This window comes from Arthrobacter sp. NPDC058127 (assembly GCF_042884555.1).
Classification (GTDB): Bacteria; Actinomycetota; Actinomycetes; order Actinomycetales; family Micrococcaceae; genus Arthrobacter.
In genome coordinates this window covers 190,163-207,020 of record NZ_JBHVTT010000004.1, presented here as the reverse complement: position 1 = coordinate 207,020, position 16,858 = coordinate 190,163, and the positions used below count along the sequence as shown (strand labels likewise).

Sequence of the window (16,858 nt, the reverse complement as noted above, 5' to 3'; positions counted from 1 at the left end):
GCAATCTTCTCTGCCTTCGAGCCTACCGTCAGCCCTCGCAGACAGACGATGAGCCACCCCGGCGAACGCCGGATTGCGGCCGGACCCGGGAGCCGTCAGGCGGCGATCTCCCGATAACCGGCGTCGTTTGCGTCCAGGTCGCCTGTAGCGCCGGCACGGAATGCCCGCCCGCCCAGCACCAAGGCATAGACCCAGTATGCCGCGAGAACGAGCGAACCGATCAGGATCTTGGCCCAAACCGGAAGCGGGCTGGGCGTCACAAAGGCCTCGACGAGTCCGGAAACGAACAGGACAAGCACCAGGCCAAGGGCCACCGTGATCAGCGAACGCCCCTCGTCCGCCACTGCCTGCATCCTGCGGCGCGGGCCTGGGGAAACCAGGGCCCAGAAAATGCGGAGACCGCCTGCGGAGGCGATGAAGACGGCCGTCAGCTCCATGAGGCCGTGCGGGAGGATGTAGCTGAAAAACACATCCATCTTGCCGGTGGCGGCAAAGACTCCCGCAGCGACTCCCACGCCCTGTGCATTCGAGAACAGCATGTACGGCACCCAGAAGCCGGTGATGCCCAAGGCTACGGCCTGCGCCCCGATCCAGGCATTGTTGGTCCAGACAGCACCTGCGAAGGACGCAGCAGGGTTCTCGGAGTAGTAGCCGACGAAGTCATGCTCGACGTACTGCTTCACGGCATCGTTGCTTCCCAAGGCCCTCAGGGCGTCCGGGGACGATCCGATCCAGAGCGTATAAGCCGCCGCCACAAGGCAGAAGAAAACCCCGCAGCAGACCGTGAGCCACCGCAAGCGGTAGAACGCGGCCGGCAGGGACACCACAAAAAAGCGGGCGAGGTCTTCCATGAAATTCGACCGTGCCCCTGTGAAGCGGGTACGGGCCTGGGCGAGGGCCGCCGACAACGAGGCGGAGAGTGCGCTCTCCGGGGCCACGGAGCGGATGAGGGACAAGTGTGATGACACCACTTGGTACAAACGCAGAAGCTCGTCGGCTTCGCCGCCGTCAAGGCGTCGTTTGTACGCGAGCTCGTACAAGCGGGACCATTTGGTCCCGTTCACGACAGAGAAGGCATCCATGTCCACGGCTCTACCCTAATCCCAACCCTCCCCAACAGTCCCGACATCCGAGCAACCCCTGCTCCGCATCCGTGGCCGCGGCTAGACTCGATCCAGCGGGAGCCGTCCGGTCCTGCAGACATCGTGGCAATGCTTGGGGGCGGGCTTGAGTTCGATCATTACCGGCGAGGCCGTGGTCCTTGAACTGCGGCCGGCATCGTTCGGGGCGAGGGCCCTTGGGCTCATGCTCGACGTCCTGGTTCAGATTGTTTTGCTGTTGGGTCTGTTGTTCCTGCTCAGTGCGGTGGCTCCGGATGTGGACGCGGCCGCGGGCCGTGCCATGGCCTTGTCCAGCGTGGTGTTGTGCCTCGTGGTGGTCCCCGTGGCGGTGGAGACGCTGAGCCGCGGCCGCTCGCTGGGCAAGCTGGCTACCGGGCTCAGGATCGTGCGCGACGACGGCGGATCCATCCGTTTCCGGCACGCGGTGATCCGCGGGTTGATCGGCTTCCTGGAGATCTACGCGACGTTCGGCGGATTGGCGATCGCCGTGGCGCTGTTCAACGACAAGGCGAAGAGGCTCGGAGACGTCGTGGCCGGAACGTATTCGCTCAGACAGCGGGTTCCTGCTGAACCCAAAATCCTCCCCTTCGCGCCCCCGCATTTGCAGGTGTGGGTGGGGCTCGCGGATATCGGCAGGGTTCCGGACGGCACGGCGCGGCGGGCATCACAGTTCATCCAGCAGGCCTCGCGGATGGCTCCCGACTCGCGCGCCCACTTGGCCGCGGCCCTCGCGACCGAACTGGCGGCTTACGTCGCCCCACCACCGCCGCCGGGAACGACGCCGGAAGGCTACCTGCACGCAGTATTGGGTGAGCGGCGAAACCGGGACCTGGAACGGCTGCGCCGCGCAGAACAACGCAGCGCCGTCGTCGGGGAACGACTCAACAGGCTCCCGTTCACGCGCTAGCCAAGCAGCCGGCACGCGAGGTGCGCGCCGCCGTCGGGCACCACTGCGGCAAGTCCCGGCGGCGCTCAGCGCTTCGCATAGCTGGCCCAGGCAATGTTCCAGTCGCCGAAGCCTTCAAGCGGTTCCACCGCGGGGGCTCCGGTGTTCAGGACCTGGACCACATCCCCCGTCCGCATGTTGTTGAAGAACCAGGCGGCGTCGGCCGGGAGCAAGCCAACGCAGCCGTGCGAGACGTTGTCTACGCCGACGGCCCCGTAGGCAGATGGAAGCGCTTGGTGCACATACACGCCGGAGTTCGTGAGCCGGTTGGCGTGCTCGACGACGAGCGGCGCGTAGTAGCCTTTGTCACCGGGTTTGAGGCCGATGCTGCCGGCGTTGAACTTGGAGTGGCGTTCCTGCTCCATGATCACGGCATAGCCGGTGGGCGAGAGCCAGTCCGGGCTGCCGAGTGTGACAGGAGCGGTCTTGACGAGTGCGCCGTCGAAATACACGTTCATGGTCTTGGTGGCGTCGTCCACCACCGCAATCCGCCGCGGACCGGTCTTGAACGTGGCCTTGGTGTTGGAGTTGCCGATCATTCCGTTGCCGAAGTCCCTGCCGAACAAGGGCATGTCCACTGTGACGCTCGTGCCGGCGGCCCAGAATGCCTGCGGGCGGATCCGCACTTTCCGGTCCGAGTACCAGCGCCAGGCCACTTCCTGGCCCGAGGAAACACTGATCTTCACCGCCTGTTCCATGGCGGCTTTATCCGCCACAGGCTCGCTGAAGTTGATTTCGATGGGTTGCCCCGAACCCATGATGGAACCGTCGTTGGGGAACACTACGGCATTGGCCTCATTGGGCGTGGACACCGTGGTGAAGGATTGTGTCTTCCGGGTTACCCGGCCCGCGCCGTCAACAACGGAAAACCCGTAACGGTACTCAGTGTTGAAAGCCAAGGGACCCAGCGTGGACCAGGTGCTGCCGTCAGCGCTCATGGTTCCCCTGATGGCCTGGCCGCCCTTGGCCGGGACGAGTTCGACGTCCTTCAGCGTGCCGTGTACGGCTTTCACGGAAGGCCCGACGGCCGGATTCACTTCGCGCGCACCGTCAAGGGGCGTGATTCCCAGTTCCACTGCCTTCACAACCGCGGACGCCAGCCCGGCGTCGGTGCGCTGCGGCGATCGCGATTCGGACTCCACAGCTGTGCCCAGCCAATTCGGGGCGGTTGCAACACCGATTCCTCCGGCCGCAACGCCGGTAAACATCCCCATAATTCCGAGAATCTTCCCGGTCTTGCGTTTCCTTTGCGACGCCATAGTGCAACTCCACATCCCCCGGCAAAACGCCAGCCCCCAAGACTGACCCGCCAAGTCTACCGGGGTACTGATGCGTCCCGGGCCGTGCGGCTAGGCGCGCCCTATCAGTTGGCGTATTGCGCCCAGGGGATGTTCCAGTCGCCAAAACCGTCGTCGTAGTTGGCGTAGTCACCCTCGGTGTTGACCACTTGGACGACGTCTCCGGTTGTCATGTTGTCGTACACCCATTTCGCCCCGTCCGCTCCCAAACCGATGCAACCATGCGAGAGGTTCGTGACACCGACGTATGGCATAGCCGTGTCCGTGGCCTGGTGGATGAACTCGCCGCTCGGCGTCAGGCGCGTGGCGTAGTTGACATCAAGCTGTCCGTAGTAGGCCGGATCCCCCGGCTTGAGGCCAATGGTGGAGGCATCCATGTGTTCTACCCGGTACTTTTCCATGAGCACCAAGTAGCCGCGCGCGGAAGGGAACCTGGTGTCGCCCATAGTGTCCGGCCACTGGCCCACTTGCTGGTCGTTGACACTGACCGTGAACGTGTGGGCAACCGCGTCGGCCACCGCCACCTTCTTATCGCCGATCTTGAAGGTGTTCGTCTTGTTGAAGTTGCCGATCTGGCCGTTGCCGAAGTCCACCCCGAACAGCTTGAGGTCCACTGTCACAGTGCTGTTCGCTGCCCAGAAGTTTTCCGGACGGTAGCGCACCATGGTGTCGCTGAACCAGTGGAAGGCCCCGGCCTGGCCCGAGGTGGACGTGACCTTGATGGCCTTCTCGACGGCTGCTTTGTTGACCACGGGTTCACTGAACGTGAGCTGGAGGGGCTGCGCCACGCCTACCTTGGACCCGTCCAGGGGGTACATGGCGGCGTCTGCCTCGTTCTGGGTGGAAACCGTCGTGAAGGATCCGGTCTTCGACGTTGCGCGGCCGGCAGCATCCGCGACGGTGTAATTGAAGGTGTAGGAGGAGTTGAATTCGAGGGGCGTGGACGCGGTCCAGCTCAGCCCATCCGGGGTCAACGCACCGTCAACGGTCTTGCCTTGGGAACTCGTCAAGGAGACCCTGTCCAGGGTTCCGTCCTTGACGCTGATGGTGACGGGCGCAGCCGGGTTCACTTGCTTGGCCCCGCTAGCAGGCGAGGCAACCACCGTGGCGGGCTTCACGACGGGCAGCACGGCTGCGGCCTCGCTGCGTTCACCTGAGGATCCCTCGGACTCGATGGCCGCACTGGCCGCATGCGGAGCCACTGCGGCGAACGTGCCACTGAGCGCGGCAATGAGGCAGACAACCACGATCCAGGCGACCTTGCGGAACCTGCTTCGCTTCGTCGGCGCACCATCCACATGCTCGAAAGTGTCCGCTTGCTCGCCGTCGGGATTAAGACCCATTCCTGTTTTCTCCAAAACTCACGCCCCCCAAGAAACCCACGCCCCCCAAAAAACTCATGTCACAGCCGCATCCTAGAGGGTGCGGCTTGATATTGGCTGGGAGCCCGCCTGCAGGCGTGCTCCCAGCCGGTGCTCTCAGTACCGGTAGTGTTCCGGCTTGTATGGACCGGCCACGTCAAGGTCCAGGTATTCCGCCTGTTCCTTGCTGAGCTCGGTCAATTCCACGCCCAAAGCATCCAGGTGCAGCCGGGCGACCTTCTCGTCGAGGATCTTGGGCAGCACGTAAACCTGGTTCGAGTATTCGCGCTCGGCCTCGGGCTGGTCCTTCTTGGTCCACAGCTCGATCTGGGCGATCGTCTGGTTGGCGAAGGAGTTGCTCATGACGAACGAAGGGTGGCCTGTCGCGTTGCCCAGGTTCAGGAGGCGGCCTTCGGAAAGCACGATGATCGATCGCTCTTCGCGGCCGTCGGCTGCGGCGAACACCCACTCGTGCACTTGCGGCTTGATTTCGACCTTCCGAACGCCGGGAATCTTTGCCAGTCCGGCCATGTCGATCTCATTGTCGAAGTGGCCGATATTGCCCACGATCGCTTTGTTCTTCATGCGGAGCATGTCGGAGGCCATGATGACGTCCTTGTTGCCCGTAGTGGTGATGAAGATGTCGCCCTGTTCCAACACCGATTCCAGCTTGGCCACCTGGTAGCCGTCCATGGCTGCCTGGAGTGCGCAGATGGGGTCGATCTCCGTCACGATCACGCGCGAACCCTGGCCGCGGAGCGCCTCGGCGGCGCCCTTGCCGACGTCGCCGTAGCCGCAGACGACCGCAACCTTGCCGCCCATGAGGACATCCGTCGCGCGGTTGATGCCGTCCGGCAGGGAGTGGCGGATGCCGTACTTGTTGTCGAATTTGCTCTTGGTCACCGAGTCGTTGACGTTGATGGCCGGGAAAAGGAGCTTGCCCTGTTCGGCGAGCTGGTAGAGACGGTGCACGCCCGTGGTGGTTTCCTCGCTCACGCCACGGATGCCGGCGGCGATGCGGGTCCACTTCTTCGGATCGGCGGCAAGGCTCTTGCGCAGCACGTCAAGGACGAGTGCATACTCTTCGGGATCGTTTTCCGCGGCGGCCGGCACCGCGCCCGCAGCTTCGAACTCGACGCCCTTGTGGACCAGCAGCGTGGCGTCGCCGCCGTCGTCGAGGATCATGTTGGGACCCAACTCCGGGTTGGCGTCAGCGCCCGGCCAGCTGAGGATCTGCTCGGCAGTCCACCAGTATTCGTCGAGGGTCTCGCCCTTCCAAGCGAACACCGGAACGCCTTGGGGATCCTCGACAGTACCCTTGCCGACCACGACGGCGGCAGCGGCCTCGTCCTGCGTGGAGAAGATGTTGCACGAGGCCCAGCGCACCTCGGCGCCGAGGGCTGTCAGCGTCTCGATGAGCACCGCGGTCTGTACGGTCATGTGCAGGGATCCCGCAATGCGCGCGCCCTTGAGCGGCTGGCTCGGACCGAACTCGGCGCGCAACGACATGAGTCCCGGCATTTCGTGCTCGGCCAGGCGAATCTGGTGGCGGCCGGCTTCAGCCAGGGAGATGTCTGCAACCTTGTAGTCGAAAGTCATGGAAGTCCTTTGGAAGTACCGAATGGTCAAGTCAGGTGGGGCTCAGGCGTGGAGGGGGCCGTCGTGCTGGGCTCCGTCATGTTGGTCTGGGGCAGCGGCGTTAGCGGCGGCCAGCAGCTCCGGGGGCAGGAGCAAGGGGATTCCGTCCTGGATGGCATAGCGGAGCTTTTCGCCCGAGGCAGCCGCGGCCGTCGAGACAAGTTCCTCGCCGTCCTGCTCCAGCGGGGACCCGGTGACGGGGCACCGCAGGATGGACAACAATTCAGGACTGACCTTTGGCATGGTTGAAGCTCCCTGGATGGCATCTCGCGGACGCCGCTTTGGACAGATATGGCAGCTTCCAGAGTACAACCCGGCGGCGCAGGGAACGGTGTCACACAGCTTGTCACACAGGGAGCGTCGACACACGGCGTCAGACGACGCGGTTCCCGTTGCCCCGGGAGTCAGGAGGGATCGCGCAGGATGCGCAGGTGGCGCCTGGTTCCTTCTACGGGGGCCGGTCCGTCAAAGGGTGCGCGGACAGTGCGCTGTTCCGGTGCGGCCGGGGCGGACGCGGCTTCGCGCACGGCGTTGGCCAGGGCAAGGAGATCGTCCGGTCCGGGCTGTGGGGGCGAGGACGGCATGGCGAGCCGCATGACTTCCCAGCCCCGCGGTACGGTCAGCGACTCGGCATGCTGGGCGCACAGATCGTAGGAATGCGGCTCGGCGTACGTAGCCAACGGACCAAGCACCGCCGTGGATTCGGCGTAGACGTACGTCAAAGTAGCTACCGCGGATTGGCGGCAGGCTGATCTGGAACACTGACGAATGGCACCCACAACATCCCAGATTAGCCGCACTTGGCCGCGACGCGGTGCATTGCCTCTTTACGGGCATTATGTCGCGTTGGCGGAATCACGGGTCTAGAGTCGATATATGCAGTCACAGCACCACGTTCCGGGCTTCACAGTCCATTTGTCCGACACCGGGGACAGCCCGGAAACGACGACGGCGGGCACGTCCGCACGCGGCTTCAGGGAGCGCCGCAGGAACCGCCACGGGCGGGGCTTGCGCGGTGAAATCATCCTTCCCAACCTTCCCGGCTACCGGACGCGCGCCGAAAGGTTCGACGACCTCGTGCTCGATTCCGCGGAACGGCTGCAGGATATGTGGGGCAAACGGCTCGACGGCGTAGCCTTCGCCGTCGACGAGATCCCGCCGAACCTTGAGCAACTGGTGGCTGAGGGAACCGCGGCCCCGCTGGGCTCATACACTCCGGCGGCCCGCGGCGCAGGACCCGTCATCACCATCTATCGGCGCGTCGTCGAGCACACCACCGGCGGACGCGAGGACCTCCAGGACCTGGTGCACGACGTCGTCGTCGAGTACACCGCCGAAATGCTTGGAGTGCCTCCGGAGACCCTGGACCCCGTTTACCGCCGTCGTTATCAGTAACCCAGCGTGACCTGTACTTTTTCATGCCCCGCAGCGCCATCCTGGATGGTCAGGACCGAAACCCCGGGCTGATCGGCCTCGCCAAGCACGAGCGCGCCGTAGGCCGCGTCCCCTGCCGCCGACACGATGTAGCCGGAGACTGCGGCGCCGTCGGACTTATCCGGCACGCCGATGACCGAGGTGGTCCCCCCGGCGATGTCGACGGTTTCCGTCTTGTGGACCTTGCCGTCCGAAGTGACCGGCGTGTAACTGACCGTGGCCCGGCCCGTCGGCACGCCGAAGCCCAGGAAACGGGTGCCGCCTTGGGGCACCGCCATCACATGCTGGCTGCCCAAACGGACCGCGGCCGGAGACCAGGCGAAATCAACAGGATCCCCGGCTTTGAGCCCACGCGTTACGCGGGAGGACGCGGCGAAGGAAACATCCGAAGTAGCACTGACGGTATACATGCCGGCCGGGATGCCGGTGAGCGGCACTTCGGTAACCGAACCCGCTTTGGCAGTCACCGCTCCCCCACCGGGCAAGGCGCGCTGGCCGTTCGGCCCGTACAAGCGCACATCCACCACGGCGTCCACAGGACCGGGGACGGTAATCTGCAAGGCCGGAACGACGTCGGCAAACCCGGGCTTGTCCGCGAGTGACTTCACGGCGGCCGGATCCTGGACGTCCACCCCGGTCATGACCTGGGAATCAGCGGCGCCGGCACCGGGAGTAATGAGCTCGACGCCACCTGCGGTGAGGCCCCGGAGAACGCTCTGCTGGATGGTTGCCGCGACCGGGCCGCCGCTGCTGCGCAGATGCACCGAGAGCTGGCCCTCGTTCGGGGCCAGTCCGGCCAAGTTGATGGACCGCGTCGCTCCCGGCGAAACGAGCAAGCCACGGCTGTCCGGGGCTTGGATCTGTCCACGGGCACCGAACAGCTCAAGGTTGACGGTGGCCGGCGTGCCTGAGGCGTTGCTGATGTTCAAAACCGCTGTCCGCCCCAGTGCGGTGTTCGCTCCCAGGAGCCATGCATCGTTGACCGGCTGCTGGCAGGGTGCCGCCGCCAGTCCGCGGAGATCGCCGTCGCTGGCGGTGTAGCTCATCAAGCCCGCTACCGCCGCCTTCTGGCCGCTGATGGGATCGGCGCCCACGACGGTGACCTCGCCCGCGGGCCTCTGGGCCACGACGCCGGCGTTAAGCACCGGCGGCCCGGACGCAGGGGCTTGGGTGGTCGCGGGAGGCTTGGCAATGTCTGCGATAGCGGAGCCACCGAGCGAGGCCAGGTTGCTCCCCGGAACGGATCCGCTAGCGTCGCTGAGCACCACGGCATCCAGGAAGCTCTTTGCCGAACGTGAAACCGGGTTGAACTGGGTGTCGGTGCCCGCGGCGATTCCTTCGGGGAGGCGGGGAGGAGCCGGACACACCGCGGTTGTCCTGCCTGCGGGGACATCCGCAAGGGACATGTCCACCGTTTTGCTTCCCGACGGGGACGGCACGATCGATGCTGCCGACACCATCCCGGCCCCGGCAGCAAGGAGCAACGTTGCGGAAAGTGCTCCCAACACGACGGCCTTGTTCTTGTTTCCGGCTTTGCGCTGGCTGCGCTTCCTTGACCCCGCGCTGACCTTGGGTGCCGGGTCTTGGTTGTCAGACACTGCTGTACTCCTTACGGAGAGAGTTTTGTTCCTTCAGGAGGCCGGCCTTCGGCCTGCGGGCGGGCATGGGGATGGCCAGCACCGCGGTCAATCCGATGACGACGGCCTGCAGGATGCTGAGCCAAGGCTCCCAGACGGTGGTGTAGCGGATCTCGATCTGGCCGCCTGCGGAAGGCAACGTGAATGCCTGGGCCCATCCGGACGTCGTCGGGCTCAGTGGGCGGCCATCCAACCAAGCGCTCCAGCCGGCGTCTGCCCGCTCGGCGAGCACTACAAGGCGTCCGTCCCCGCCTGCCGGGATGTTGCCGGCGGCAGTGGTTCCAAGGGAGGGCAAGAGGGCAACAACGGCACCCTTGGCATCCACCACCCTGACACGGTGCGCCGTCTCGGCGTCGGCTGCGGCGGCCTGGTTGAGCGGAGTGACCCGCCACAGCCACCCGGAATCGGTCTTGCCCACTGCCACCAGGCCGGGAACGGAATCGATCCGGTTGGCCGTCAACTGGGCAGCGGTGTCGGCCGACTTCAGAACCACGAATCCGGCGCCGAGCTGCTCAAGGCCGGGCCGGGGGTCTACGCCTGATCCCGCGACAATCGTGGCCACGGCGTTCCGGATGGAGGCGGTGGCGTCGTCGTCGGCCACAAGGCGTTCCTGTCCGGGTGATCCCACGATGGAACGTCCCGCAGCGACAGTGGAGAGCGAGTCCAATGTAGTTCCGGCTCCGCGCATGAGAGATGACGTGTAGCCACCGTTCTCACCGGCGGTGATGACCAGCGTACGGGTCTGTTCCGGCCCCTGGCCGTGGTCGACGGCGGTGGCCGGCAATGTGCCCGGCCCTGAGGGCTGGACCAGGCGCGGCGTGCCAAGCGCGCCGCTGCTCGAAGTCGAGGTGTCTGCGCTGGCCAGGACATTCTGGGTTGCCCAGAGGCCCATGCTTGCAAGGGGTCCGGCAATGAGGAGAAGCGTCGCTACTGCGGAGACGATCCGCACTGCCGCGCGCTGGACCGGGCGGCCGTCTTCTGCCTTGGCCTTCAGCTGGAGGAGGTTGTCGGCGCCGATCAACGCCGCTCCCAGGAAGGCGAACCCGGCGGCGGAAACAGCCGGCCCGGTGAAGGGTGCGACTAGCACGTTGCCGTCGACACCGGTTGCCACGTGTCCGGCAAGCCATGCCCATGCGAGGAACAAGAGGGCCCCGGCCCAGAGGAAACGCGTGACGCGGGACCGCCGTCCGGGCACAAAGAGTGCGGCAATGGACAGGAGCAGGACCGGCGCGCCGAGCAGCAGGGCAAGCGCCAGCGCCCACGGAATACCCGACGGGCCGAATAGCGCCAAGCCGGCCAAACCGCCGTTGGCATCGAATTTCAAGGGTTGGCCAAGCAGTTGCTGCCACAACGGTGCGGCTTCGAAACCCAGCGGCAGGCCCGGATCGGCCAGCATGGCGCGGGGCCGTTCCAGGACGGAGAGGACATATGGCGCAAAGAGCGCAGCGCTCGGAAGCAGCGACCACCAAATGGTCCGCCCCCGCCGCCCCAAGGCGATGCCGCAAAAAACAATGAGGACGGCAAAGGGAGGAAGCAGGGATGGCGCAGAGGCCGCTACGACTGCCAGCGCCAGGCCCGCCGCGGCAGCAGCCGTCCACGACGGAGTGCCGTTGACGCCCGGCTTGCCCGGCAACGGCTTGGCTGCGGCGTGGCCGGACGGCTGGATCTGGTCCAAGGTAGTGCCCCGCCCCAGCGCCGATCCCGTGGCCCGAAAGAGGGCCAGCACCAGCAAGGGCATCGCGACGTGGGCGAGAAGGGCGCCGGCCCTTCCTTGGTTCAAGGCGACTTGGAGGGCTGGTGCTCCGGCCCAGACCAAGGCCGCAATAAAGCGGTAACGGCGCAGCGTGGTCATCGCGCCAGCGGCGAACCAGGCGCCCAGGCCAGACAGTGGCATGGCCAGCAACAACAGCCAAACGACGGCTGCGCTGGAGTCGCCTCCCCCGAGCAATGACACAAGCCACAGGAGGTAGGCGAATGGATCCCCGTGTCCGGGCAAGCCAGCGCCTAAGCTGATCCACCAACTGGACGCGGACCGCCAAATGTCCCCGGCGGCGGACAACGGCAACAGGCCTCCGCCTGTCACCCCGCTTGCCCCCAGGAGCCCCAGCAACCCGACGATGGAAGCGGCCAGCGCAACAAATCCGGCGGCGACTGCGCCCGTCCCTATCCAGCCTCGTTCATTCGTTTCGAGGGCCACGAAATCGTCACCGGCGTCACCGCTCGGTTCCGGAGCCAGGGAATCGGTCTCCTGGAATTCGTCCGCGCCAATCGCCTCGACGAGGGAGCGGCGGTGGGCCCAGACCTCGCGCCGCGGAGTCTGCAGGCCCTTGACCATCGAACGTCGCACGCGCCGCGTCCGGGCGGCGTTCTGCCTGGAACGCCAGATCGCGCGGGGACGGCCAATCGCCGCAAGGGTGGCGCCAAGTTGGGAGATCCCGTAACCCGGCTCCTTAACGAGGATGCTCAAGACGAGCCTGACCGTGCTCCCGAGCAACGCGCCGAGCGCGTGCAGCGGAACCTTCCACGGCGAAGCGTGTGTGAGCCTCAAGTGGATTTGGCTCTTGCGTGCGGCGGCGGGTGTCGCCAAGCCGTTGGGACGGTGCTCTACGTGGAACATGCGCGCCGCCGGAACCACCACAACCCGGTTGCCCGCGAGCCAGTTGCGCCAGCAGAAATCGACGTCGTCTCCCACGCCGGGAAGCGCCGGGTCGAAACCGCCCAGCTGTTCCCAGGCGTCGCGGCGGATGAGCATGCCCGCGGAATTCACCGCGAAAGTGTCTGTGCGCCCGTCGTACTGGCCCTGGTCCAGTTCGTCGGCTTCAATGAGGGTCAGCCGTTCGGCCCAGCGGCTTGTGGACAGGCCGGCGTCGATGAGCCTGCGTTCCGCATCCCAGGCCAGCTGCTTGCAACCGGCCACAGTGACCGAAGGAGCGCGCTCGACTGCCAGAAGCAACTCGGCGAGGGCATCCGGGGCGGGAGCGGCGTCGTCGTGCAACAACCAGATCCATTCGACCGTGCCCGGCTCCTGCGAGGGGGTCGAACGGGCCAGGCCAGCCATCACGGCCGCGCCGAAACCCACTTTGTGTTCGCCTGTGCTGGTGACATTGGCCTTACCAAGAGCCCGCTGCAGCAACGCCGCTGACTTGTCGCGGGAGCCCGTATCAATGCCAATGGCGGCATCTGCCGGACGCGTCTGGTCCAGCAGAGCCGCCAGGGTTCTGGGGAGATAGCTACCGCCGTCGTGCGAGACGACGACGGCGGTAACGTGTACTGCCTTGAGAATCAGACCGCTCGCTTCCTCAGCCTGCGGCGTTCACGCTCGGAGAGCCCGCCCCAGATACCAAAACGTTCATCGTTGGCGAGTGCGTATTCAAGGCACTGCGAACGGACATTGCACGCACCGCAAACCTTCTTGGCATCCCGCGTGGAGCCGCCCTTCTCGGGGAAGAACGCCTCCGGGTCCGTCTGGGCGCACAAGGCGTCCGTCTGCCAACCAAGTTCGCCTTCGTCATCGAAGTCGCTTTGGCCCGGAAGCCCGATCCACACCGGCTGGGCCGGGTTGTCGAGCGGACGGCGCAGCTCCATGGGAGGATCGTCGAGATCGTCCTCCGGATCTGCCGGTGTGTCCCCCGCAAGAGCCTCGTGTGCAGCAAGAAAGGCTGTTGCCTGATCTTCCAGCGACTCCCGAGTGGTCTCGATATAGCGGTCCGCCGCCTGCGGATCTGCCGGGTCCACATACCAATCCCCCGGAACTTCGCGCGAGCGGTACTTCACCGACGCATATTCCGCGACGACTGCATCTTCCTGGATACGCAACGCTTGCCCCATGGCGTCCCTCCTGATGTTTGCAGCTGCTGCCGTGCTCATTCGGTACTCGGTTATGTACCCGATACTCCCGCAGCGGCGTTCGATATCTAATTACACGTGTGTAACTACCAAGCCGTCAAGCCGCGCCGGGATAATAATCAACTTTCCGCACTAACTCCCGCCGCGCCACGCCCGGGATTTTTTCGCCCCGCCCGCGCGACACCGCGAAAAACGGAAGCCTGACATCACTTAAGATGCATTTTCATTGAATTTCAGGGAAATCGCCCAGCCCTTCAAGAACCGCGGTAGTGCCGCCCCACAGCCCAATGTGGTGCAATTCACACGTTTTATACGGACCAATGCCGGCCGGGGCGCCCCGTGGCAAGATGTAGCCATGAACACCCCAGCGATGAACCTGATGGCAGCCCTGCGTTCCGGACACGCCACGTCCCCCCGGCTGACCTGGTACGGGCCGGACGCCGAACGGGTGGAGCTCTCGGGCCGGGTCCTGGACAATTGGGTGGCCAAGACCAGCAACCTGCTTCAGGACGAGTTCGACGCTGAACCAGGCATGAGCCTTCGCCTGGACCTGCCGGCCCATTGGAAGTCCCTCGTGTGGGCGCTGGCGGGATGGCAACTGGGCATGGAGTTGGTGCTCGACGGTGGAAGCGCCGACCTGCTTGTCACAGACACCCCCGACGTCGGTGCGGGAGCCGGCTTTGACGCCGTCGTCGCCGTGCCGCTCGCGGCACTCGCGATGCGCTGGCCGGGAGAACTGCCGGTCGGCGTCGTGGACTACGCGGCTGAGGTCCGCTCCCACGGCGACGTGTTCATGGCGCACGCCGAACCGGACGCCGCACTGCCGGCCCTGCGCCGCCCTGAAGCCGGACACTCGCACGGCGAACTGCTGGACGGCTTCGCCAAGGAACATGATGCCGGCGTACGCCTTCTGGTCCGCGCGGCCGACGGTTTGGAGTCGGCCCTCGCGGACGCATTGGGCGCGTGGAACAAAGACGGTTCAGTAGTCCTGGTGCACCCGGACGTTGACGTCACCCGGCACCTGCTGGACAACGAGCGCGTCAGCGGCGCTTGACCGCGTCTTCGCCTTGATCGGAGTCAGTCTCAACGCTGGCTGCATGCATGGCTTTGGCCTTGGCCCTGTGGTGGGCTTCGATGATCTCGTGGTCATGCGAGAAGGCCGGCTCTTCGTCGAGCTCCTTGTTGAACACCAGGAAGCGGTAAGCGAAGAAGCGCACCACGGTGGCCACGAGGATGCCGACGACTCCGGCAGCGAAGAGGACGTTCTTGTCCTGGATGTTCATGCCGTATTTTGCGATGGCAGTCAGACCCGTGGAGATTCCGATACCAATGCCGTTGATGATGATGAACATCACGAACTCGCGCACCACGTTCGCCTGGCGGCGGTGGCGGAAGGTCCAGAAGCGGTTGGCGATCCAAGAGAACACGGTGGCTACGGTGGCGCCGACGAAACGGGCCTTGGCCTCACTGTCCGACATCGGGCCGTGCATGAGGTAGTAGGTCAAGCCGTTATCTATGACGAACGCAACACCGCCTACAGCGCCGAACTTCGCTACTTCGCGCCAAAAGAGCGAGGCGAGCCCGCGCATGCGATCTGCAAGTGTGTTGATCATGACCCTCCATGGCCGTTGTTCTAGGGGGCCGATGGGCCGAAGGTTCCATTTTAGCTCCGATTCCTAGGAGCTTGCCGAATCATTCCGCGCTGACAGCCTCCCACCGACGCTGTACGGGACCGGGCAGGGAGCAGAATCTAAGAACCAGCTGCTGGTTCGGTAGGCTGATCCTTGTGACTTTTCCTGTAATTGGCGTGGTGGGCGGCGGCCAGCTCGCACGAATGATGGCCCCGGCCGCAACCGCCCTTGGCTTTGAACTCCGCGTCCTTGCCGAAGGTGAGGACGTTTCCGCGGTCCAGGCCGTGGCAACAGCCCCCGTTGGCGACTACAAGGACCTCGCTGCCCTCCTTGAGTTCTCGGAAGGCTTGGACGTCATGACGTTCGACCACGAGCACGTCCCCACCGAGCACCTGAGGGCACTGATCGAGGCCGGAGTCAACGTCCAGCCTGGCCCTGATGCCTTGGTGCACGCGCAGGACAAACTCGTGATGCGCGCCGCGATCGACCGCCTGGGACTCCCCAATCCAGCGTGGGCTGCAGTCCACGGCGTCGAAGACCTGGTCGCTTTCGGCGAGCAGACCGGCTGGCCGGTCGTCTTGAAGACCCCCCGTGGGGGCTACGACGGCAAGGGTGTGCGCATCATTCACTCCGCCGACGAAGCCCGTACCACCTCGGATTGGTTCGAAGCCATGAGCCCGCTATTGGCCGAAGAGAAGGTTGAGTTCAGCCGCGAGCTTTCCGCGCTCGTTGCAAGGACCCCCGACGGCGAATCCCGCGCCTGGCCGGTCGTCCAAACCGTCCAGGTGGACGGTGTCTGCGACGAAGTGATTGCGCCGGCCCAAGACATTCCCGTGGAGGTCGCTGCGGCGGCCGAAGAGGCTGCGCTGCGGATCGCCAATGAACTCGGAGTCACGGGCGTCATGGCGGCCGAACTCTTCGAAACTCCCGGCGTCGGAGTCGGGTTCCTGGTCAACGAGCTCGCCATGCGGCCGCACAACACCGGTCACTGGACGCAAGACGGCTCGGTCACGAGCCAGTTTGAACAGCACCTGCGCGCAGTCCTCAACCTCCCGCTCGGTGCCACCGACGCCCTGGGCGCGGTGGTTGTCATGAAGAACTTCCTGGGCGGCGACAACGAGGATCTCTTCAGCGCCTACCCGAAGGCCCTCGCCTACGAACCGGCCGCAAAGGTCCACTGCTACGGCAAGTCCGTGCGGGCCGGCCGCAAGATCGGGCACGTCAACCTCGTCGGCAACTCGACGGCGGACGTCGATTCCATCCGACACCGTGCCACCGTAGTGGCCGACATCATCCGTGACGGCCGCATGCCGGCCGAGACCACCTCCGAGGAGACCGCATGAGCGCAGAAACGATGGATGCCGACAACGCGGGCGCGGCTGTCGCAGCCCCGATCGTGGGCCTCGTCATGGGCTCCGACTCCGACTGGCCCGTCATGGAAGCCGCAGCGGACGCCCTGGCCGAATTCGGCATCCCCTTCGAAGCCGACGTCGTCTCCGCGCACCGCATGCCCACGGAAATGATCCGCTACGGCCAGACTGCCCACGAGCGCGGCCTCCGCGTCATCATCGCCGGAGCAGGCGGCGCAGCCCACTTGCCGGGCATGCTCGCCTCCGTCACCCCGCTGCCCGTCATCGGCGTCCCGGTCCCGTTGAAGACCCTGGACGGCATGGATTCCCTATTGTCCATCGTGCAGATGCCCGCCGGCGTTCCCGTAGCCACGGTTTCCATCGGCGGCGCCCGCAACGCAGGCCTCCTGGCGGTGCGCATTCTGGCGTCCGGAACCGATGAGCTGGCCGTCCGGCTTCGCGGCGAGCTGCTCGAATTCGCCCAGGAGCTCAACAACACCGCCACCGAAAAAGGCGCCAGGCTCCGCGACAAGGTCGCCGAAGTCTTCTCCACGGCGAACGTCTCCGCACGGAGCAGCCGCTAGGAGCCCGGGCAGC

15 protein-coding genes are annotated in these 16,858 nt (G+C 65.3%); 5 read left to right on the top strand and 10 right to left on the bottom strand.

The window, feature by feature from the left end; translation table 11 throughout:
- Positions 1–95: 95 nt before the first annotated feature.
- Positions 96–1,088 (bottom strand): stage II sporulation protein M, encoded by a 993-nt coding sequence (locus ACFVTG_RS08820; RefSeq protein ID WP_390279639.1) that lies wholly within the window; start codon positions 1,086–1,088, stop codon positions 96–98.
- A 139-nt stretch (positions 1,089–1,227) separates the two neighbouring features.
- On the opposite strand from ACFVTG_RS08820, the gene ACFVTG_RS08815 reads away from it, so the two are divergent.
- Positions 1,228–2,028 carry an RDD family protein gene (locus ACFVTG_RS08815; RefSeq protein ID WP_390279637.1) on the top strand — a complete coding sequence of 267 codons (801 nt, stop codon included), beginning with the start codon at positions 1,228–1,230 and terminating at the stop codon, positions 2,026–2,028.
- Between the two features lie 65 nt (positions 2,029–2,093).
- Here the strand turns inward: ACFVTG_RS08815 and ACFVTG_RS08810 are convergent, their stop codons facing one another.
- From ACFVTG_RS08810 to ACFVTG_RS08790, 5 genes are all read right to left on the bottom strand, one after another.
- On the bottom strand, positions 2,094–3,281 hold the full coding sequence (locus ACFVTG_RS08810) for an Ig-like domain-containing protein (RefSeq protein WP_390279636.1): 1,188 nt from the start codon (positions 3,279–3,281) through the stop codon (positions 2,094–2,096).
- A gap of 149 nt (positions 3,282–3,430) precedes the next feature.
- Positions 3,431–4,708, bottom strand: a complete 1,278-nt coding sequence (locus tag ACFVTG_RS08805; protein ID WP_284752502.1) for an Ig-like domain-containing protein — start codon at positions 4,706–4,708, stop codon at positions 3,431–3,433.
- Between the two features lie 135 nt (positions 4,709–4,843).
- On the bottom strand, positions 4,844–6,325 hold the full coding sequence (gene ahcY / locus ACFVTG_RS08800; RefSeq protein ID WP_284752501.1) for an adenosylhomocysteinase: 1,482 nt from the start codon (positions 6,323–6,325) through the stop codon (positions 4,844–4,846).
- 42 nt (positions 6,326–6,367) lie between these two features.
- Entirely contained in the window at positions 6,368–6,607 is a 240-nt protein-coding gene (locus ACFVTG_RS08795) for a Trm112 family protein (protein ID WP_284752500.1), read from the bottom strand.
- 161 nt (positions 6,608–6,768) lie between these two features.
- Positions 6,769–7,143: a DUF3499 domain-containing protein gene (locus tag ACFVTG_RS08790; protein WP_284752499.1), complete on the bottom strand. Its 375-nt coding sequence runs from the start codon at positions 7,141–7,143 to the stop codon at positions 6,769–6,771.
- Between the two features lie 97 nt (positions 7,144–7,240).
- Between ACFVTG_RS08790 and ACFVTG_RS08785 the strand changes: the two genes are divergently transcribed.
- A complete protein-coding gene (locus ACFVTG_RS08785) occupies positions 7,241–7,759 on the top strand; it encodes a metallopeptidase family protein (RefSeq protein WP_284752498.1) in 519 nt (172 codons plus the stop codon).
- On the opposite strand, the gene ACFVTG_RS08780 is transcribed toward ACFVTG_RS08785, so the two are convergent.
- The 3 genes from ACFVTG_RS08780 to ACFVTG_RS08770 are packed head-to-tail and all read right to left on the bottom strand — an operon-like array spanning position 7,753 to position 13,263.
- The gene (locus ACFVTG_RS08780; RefSeq protein ID WP_390279633.1) at positions 7,753–9,396 is read right to left on the bottom strand and encodes a DUF5719 family protein; all 1,644 of its coding nucleotides are present in this window, start codon (positions 9,394–9,396) and stop codon (positions 7,753–7,755) included. The genes ACFVTG_RS08785 and ACFVTG_RS08780 overlap by 7 nt on opposite strands.
- Positions 9,389–12,718, bottom strand: coding sequence for a glycosyltransferase (locus ACFVTG_RS08775; RefSeq protein WP_390279744.1), 3,330 nt, complete (start codon positions 12,716–12,718; stop codon positions 9,389–9,391). The genes ACFVTG_RS08780 and ACFVTG_RS08775 overlap by 8 nt, the downstream gene beginning before the upstream one ends.
- Positions 12,718–13,263 (bottom strand): WhiB family transcriptional regulator, encoded by a 546-nt coding sequence (locus tag ACFVTG_RS08770; protein WP_284752571.1) that lies wholly within the window; start codon positions 13,261–13,263, stop codon positions 12,718–12,720. Before ACFVTG_RS08770 ends, ACFVTG_RS08775 begins: the two co-directional genes overlap by 1 nt.
- Positions 13,264–13,636: 373 nt before the next feature.
- Between ACFVTG_RS08770 and ACFVTG_RS08765 the strand changes: the two genes are divergently transcribed.
- Entirely contained in the window at positions 13,637–14,335 is a 699-nt protein-coding gene (locus ACFVTG_RS08765; protein WP_390279631.1) for a TIGR03089 family protein, read from the top strand.
- Here the strand turns inward: ACFVTG_RS08765 and ACFVTG_RS08760 are convergent.
- Complete coding sequence (locus ACFVTG_RS08760) at positions 14,322–14,894, bottom strand: GtrA family protein (protein WP_284752495.1); 573 nt, start codon at positions 14,892–14,894, stop codon at positions 14,322–14,324. The two genes, ACFVTG_RS08765 and ACFVTG_RS08760, sit on opposite strands and share 14 nt — an antisense overlap.
- A gap of 173 nt (positions 14,895–15,067) precedes the next feature.
- Here ACFVTG_RS08760 and ACFVTG_RS08755 point away from each other — a divergent pair, with 173 nt between their 5' ends.
- Both ACFVTG_RS08755 and purE read left to right on the top strand, forming a co-directional pair.
- Positions 15,068–16,255 carry a 5-(carboxyamino)imidazole ribonucleotide synthase gene (locus ACFVTG_RS08755; RefSeq protein ID WP_390279629.1) on the top strand — a complete coding sequence of 396 codons (1,188 nt, stop codon included), beginning with the start codon at positions 15,068–15,070 and terminating at the stop codon, positions 16,253–16,255.
- On the top strand, positions 16,252–16,845 hold the full coding sequence (purE, locus tag ACFVTG_RS08750; RefSeq protein ID WP_284752493.1) for a 5-(carboxyamino)imidazole ribonucleotide mutase: 594 nt from the start codon (positions 16,252–16,254) through the stop codon (positions 16,843–16,845). Before ACFVTG_RS08755 ends, purE begins: the two co-directional genes overlap by 4 nt.
- The last annotated feature ends 13 nt before the right edge of the window (positions 16,846–16,858 follow it).

Bases quoted from the DNA above. Each gene is read 5' to 3' on its own strand.
- ACFVTG_RS08805 (WP_284752502.1), bottom strand. From the start codon at position 4,708: ATGGGTCTTAATCCCGACGGCGAGCAAGCGGACACTTTCGAGCATGTG.
- ACFVTG_RS08765 (WP_390279631.1), top strand. From the start codon at position 13,637: ATGAACACCCCAGCGATGAACCTGATGGCAGCCCTGCGTTCCGGACAC.
- ahcY (WP_284752501.1), bottom strand. From the start codon at position 6,325: ATGACTTTCGACTACAAGGTTGCAGACATCTCCCTGGCTGAAGCCGGC.
- ACFVTG_RS08810 (WP_390279636.1), bottom strand. From the start codon at position 3,281: ATGGGGATGTTTACCGGCGTTGCGGCCGGAGGAATCGGTGTTGCAACC.
- ACFVTG_RS08760 (WP_284752495.1), bottom strand. From the start codon at position 14,894: ATGATCAACACACTTGCAGATCGCATGCGCGGGCTCGCCTCGCTCTTT.
- ACFVTG_RS08785 (WP_284752498.1), top strand. From the start codon at position 7,241: ATGCAGTCACAGCACCACGTTCCGGGCTTCACAGTCCATTTGTCCGAC.
- ACFVTG_RS08795 (WP_284752500.1), bottom strand. From the start codon at position 6,607: ATGCCAAAGGTCAGTCCTGAATTGTTGTCCATCCTGCGGTGCCCCGTC.
- ACFVTG_RS08770 (WP_284752571.1), bottom strand. From the start codon at position 13,263: ATGGGGCAAGCGTTGCGTATCCAGGAAGATGCAGTCGTCGCGGAATAT.
- purE (WP_284752493.1), top strand. From the start codon at position 16,252: ATGAGCGCAGAAACGATGGATGCCGACAACGCGGGCGCGGCTGTCGCA.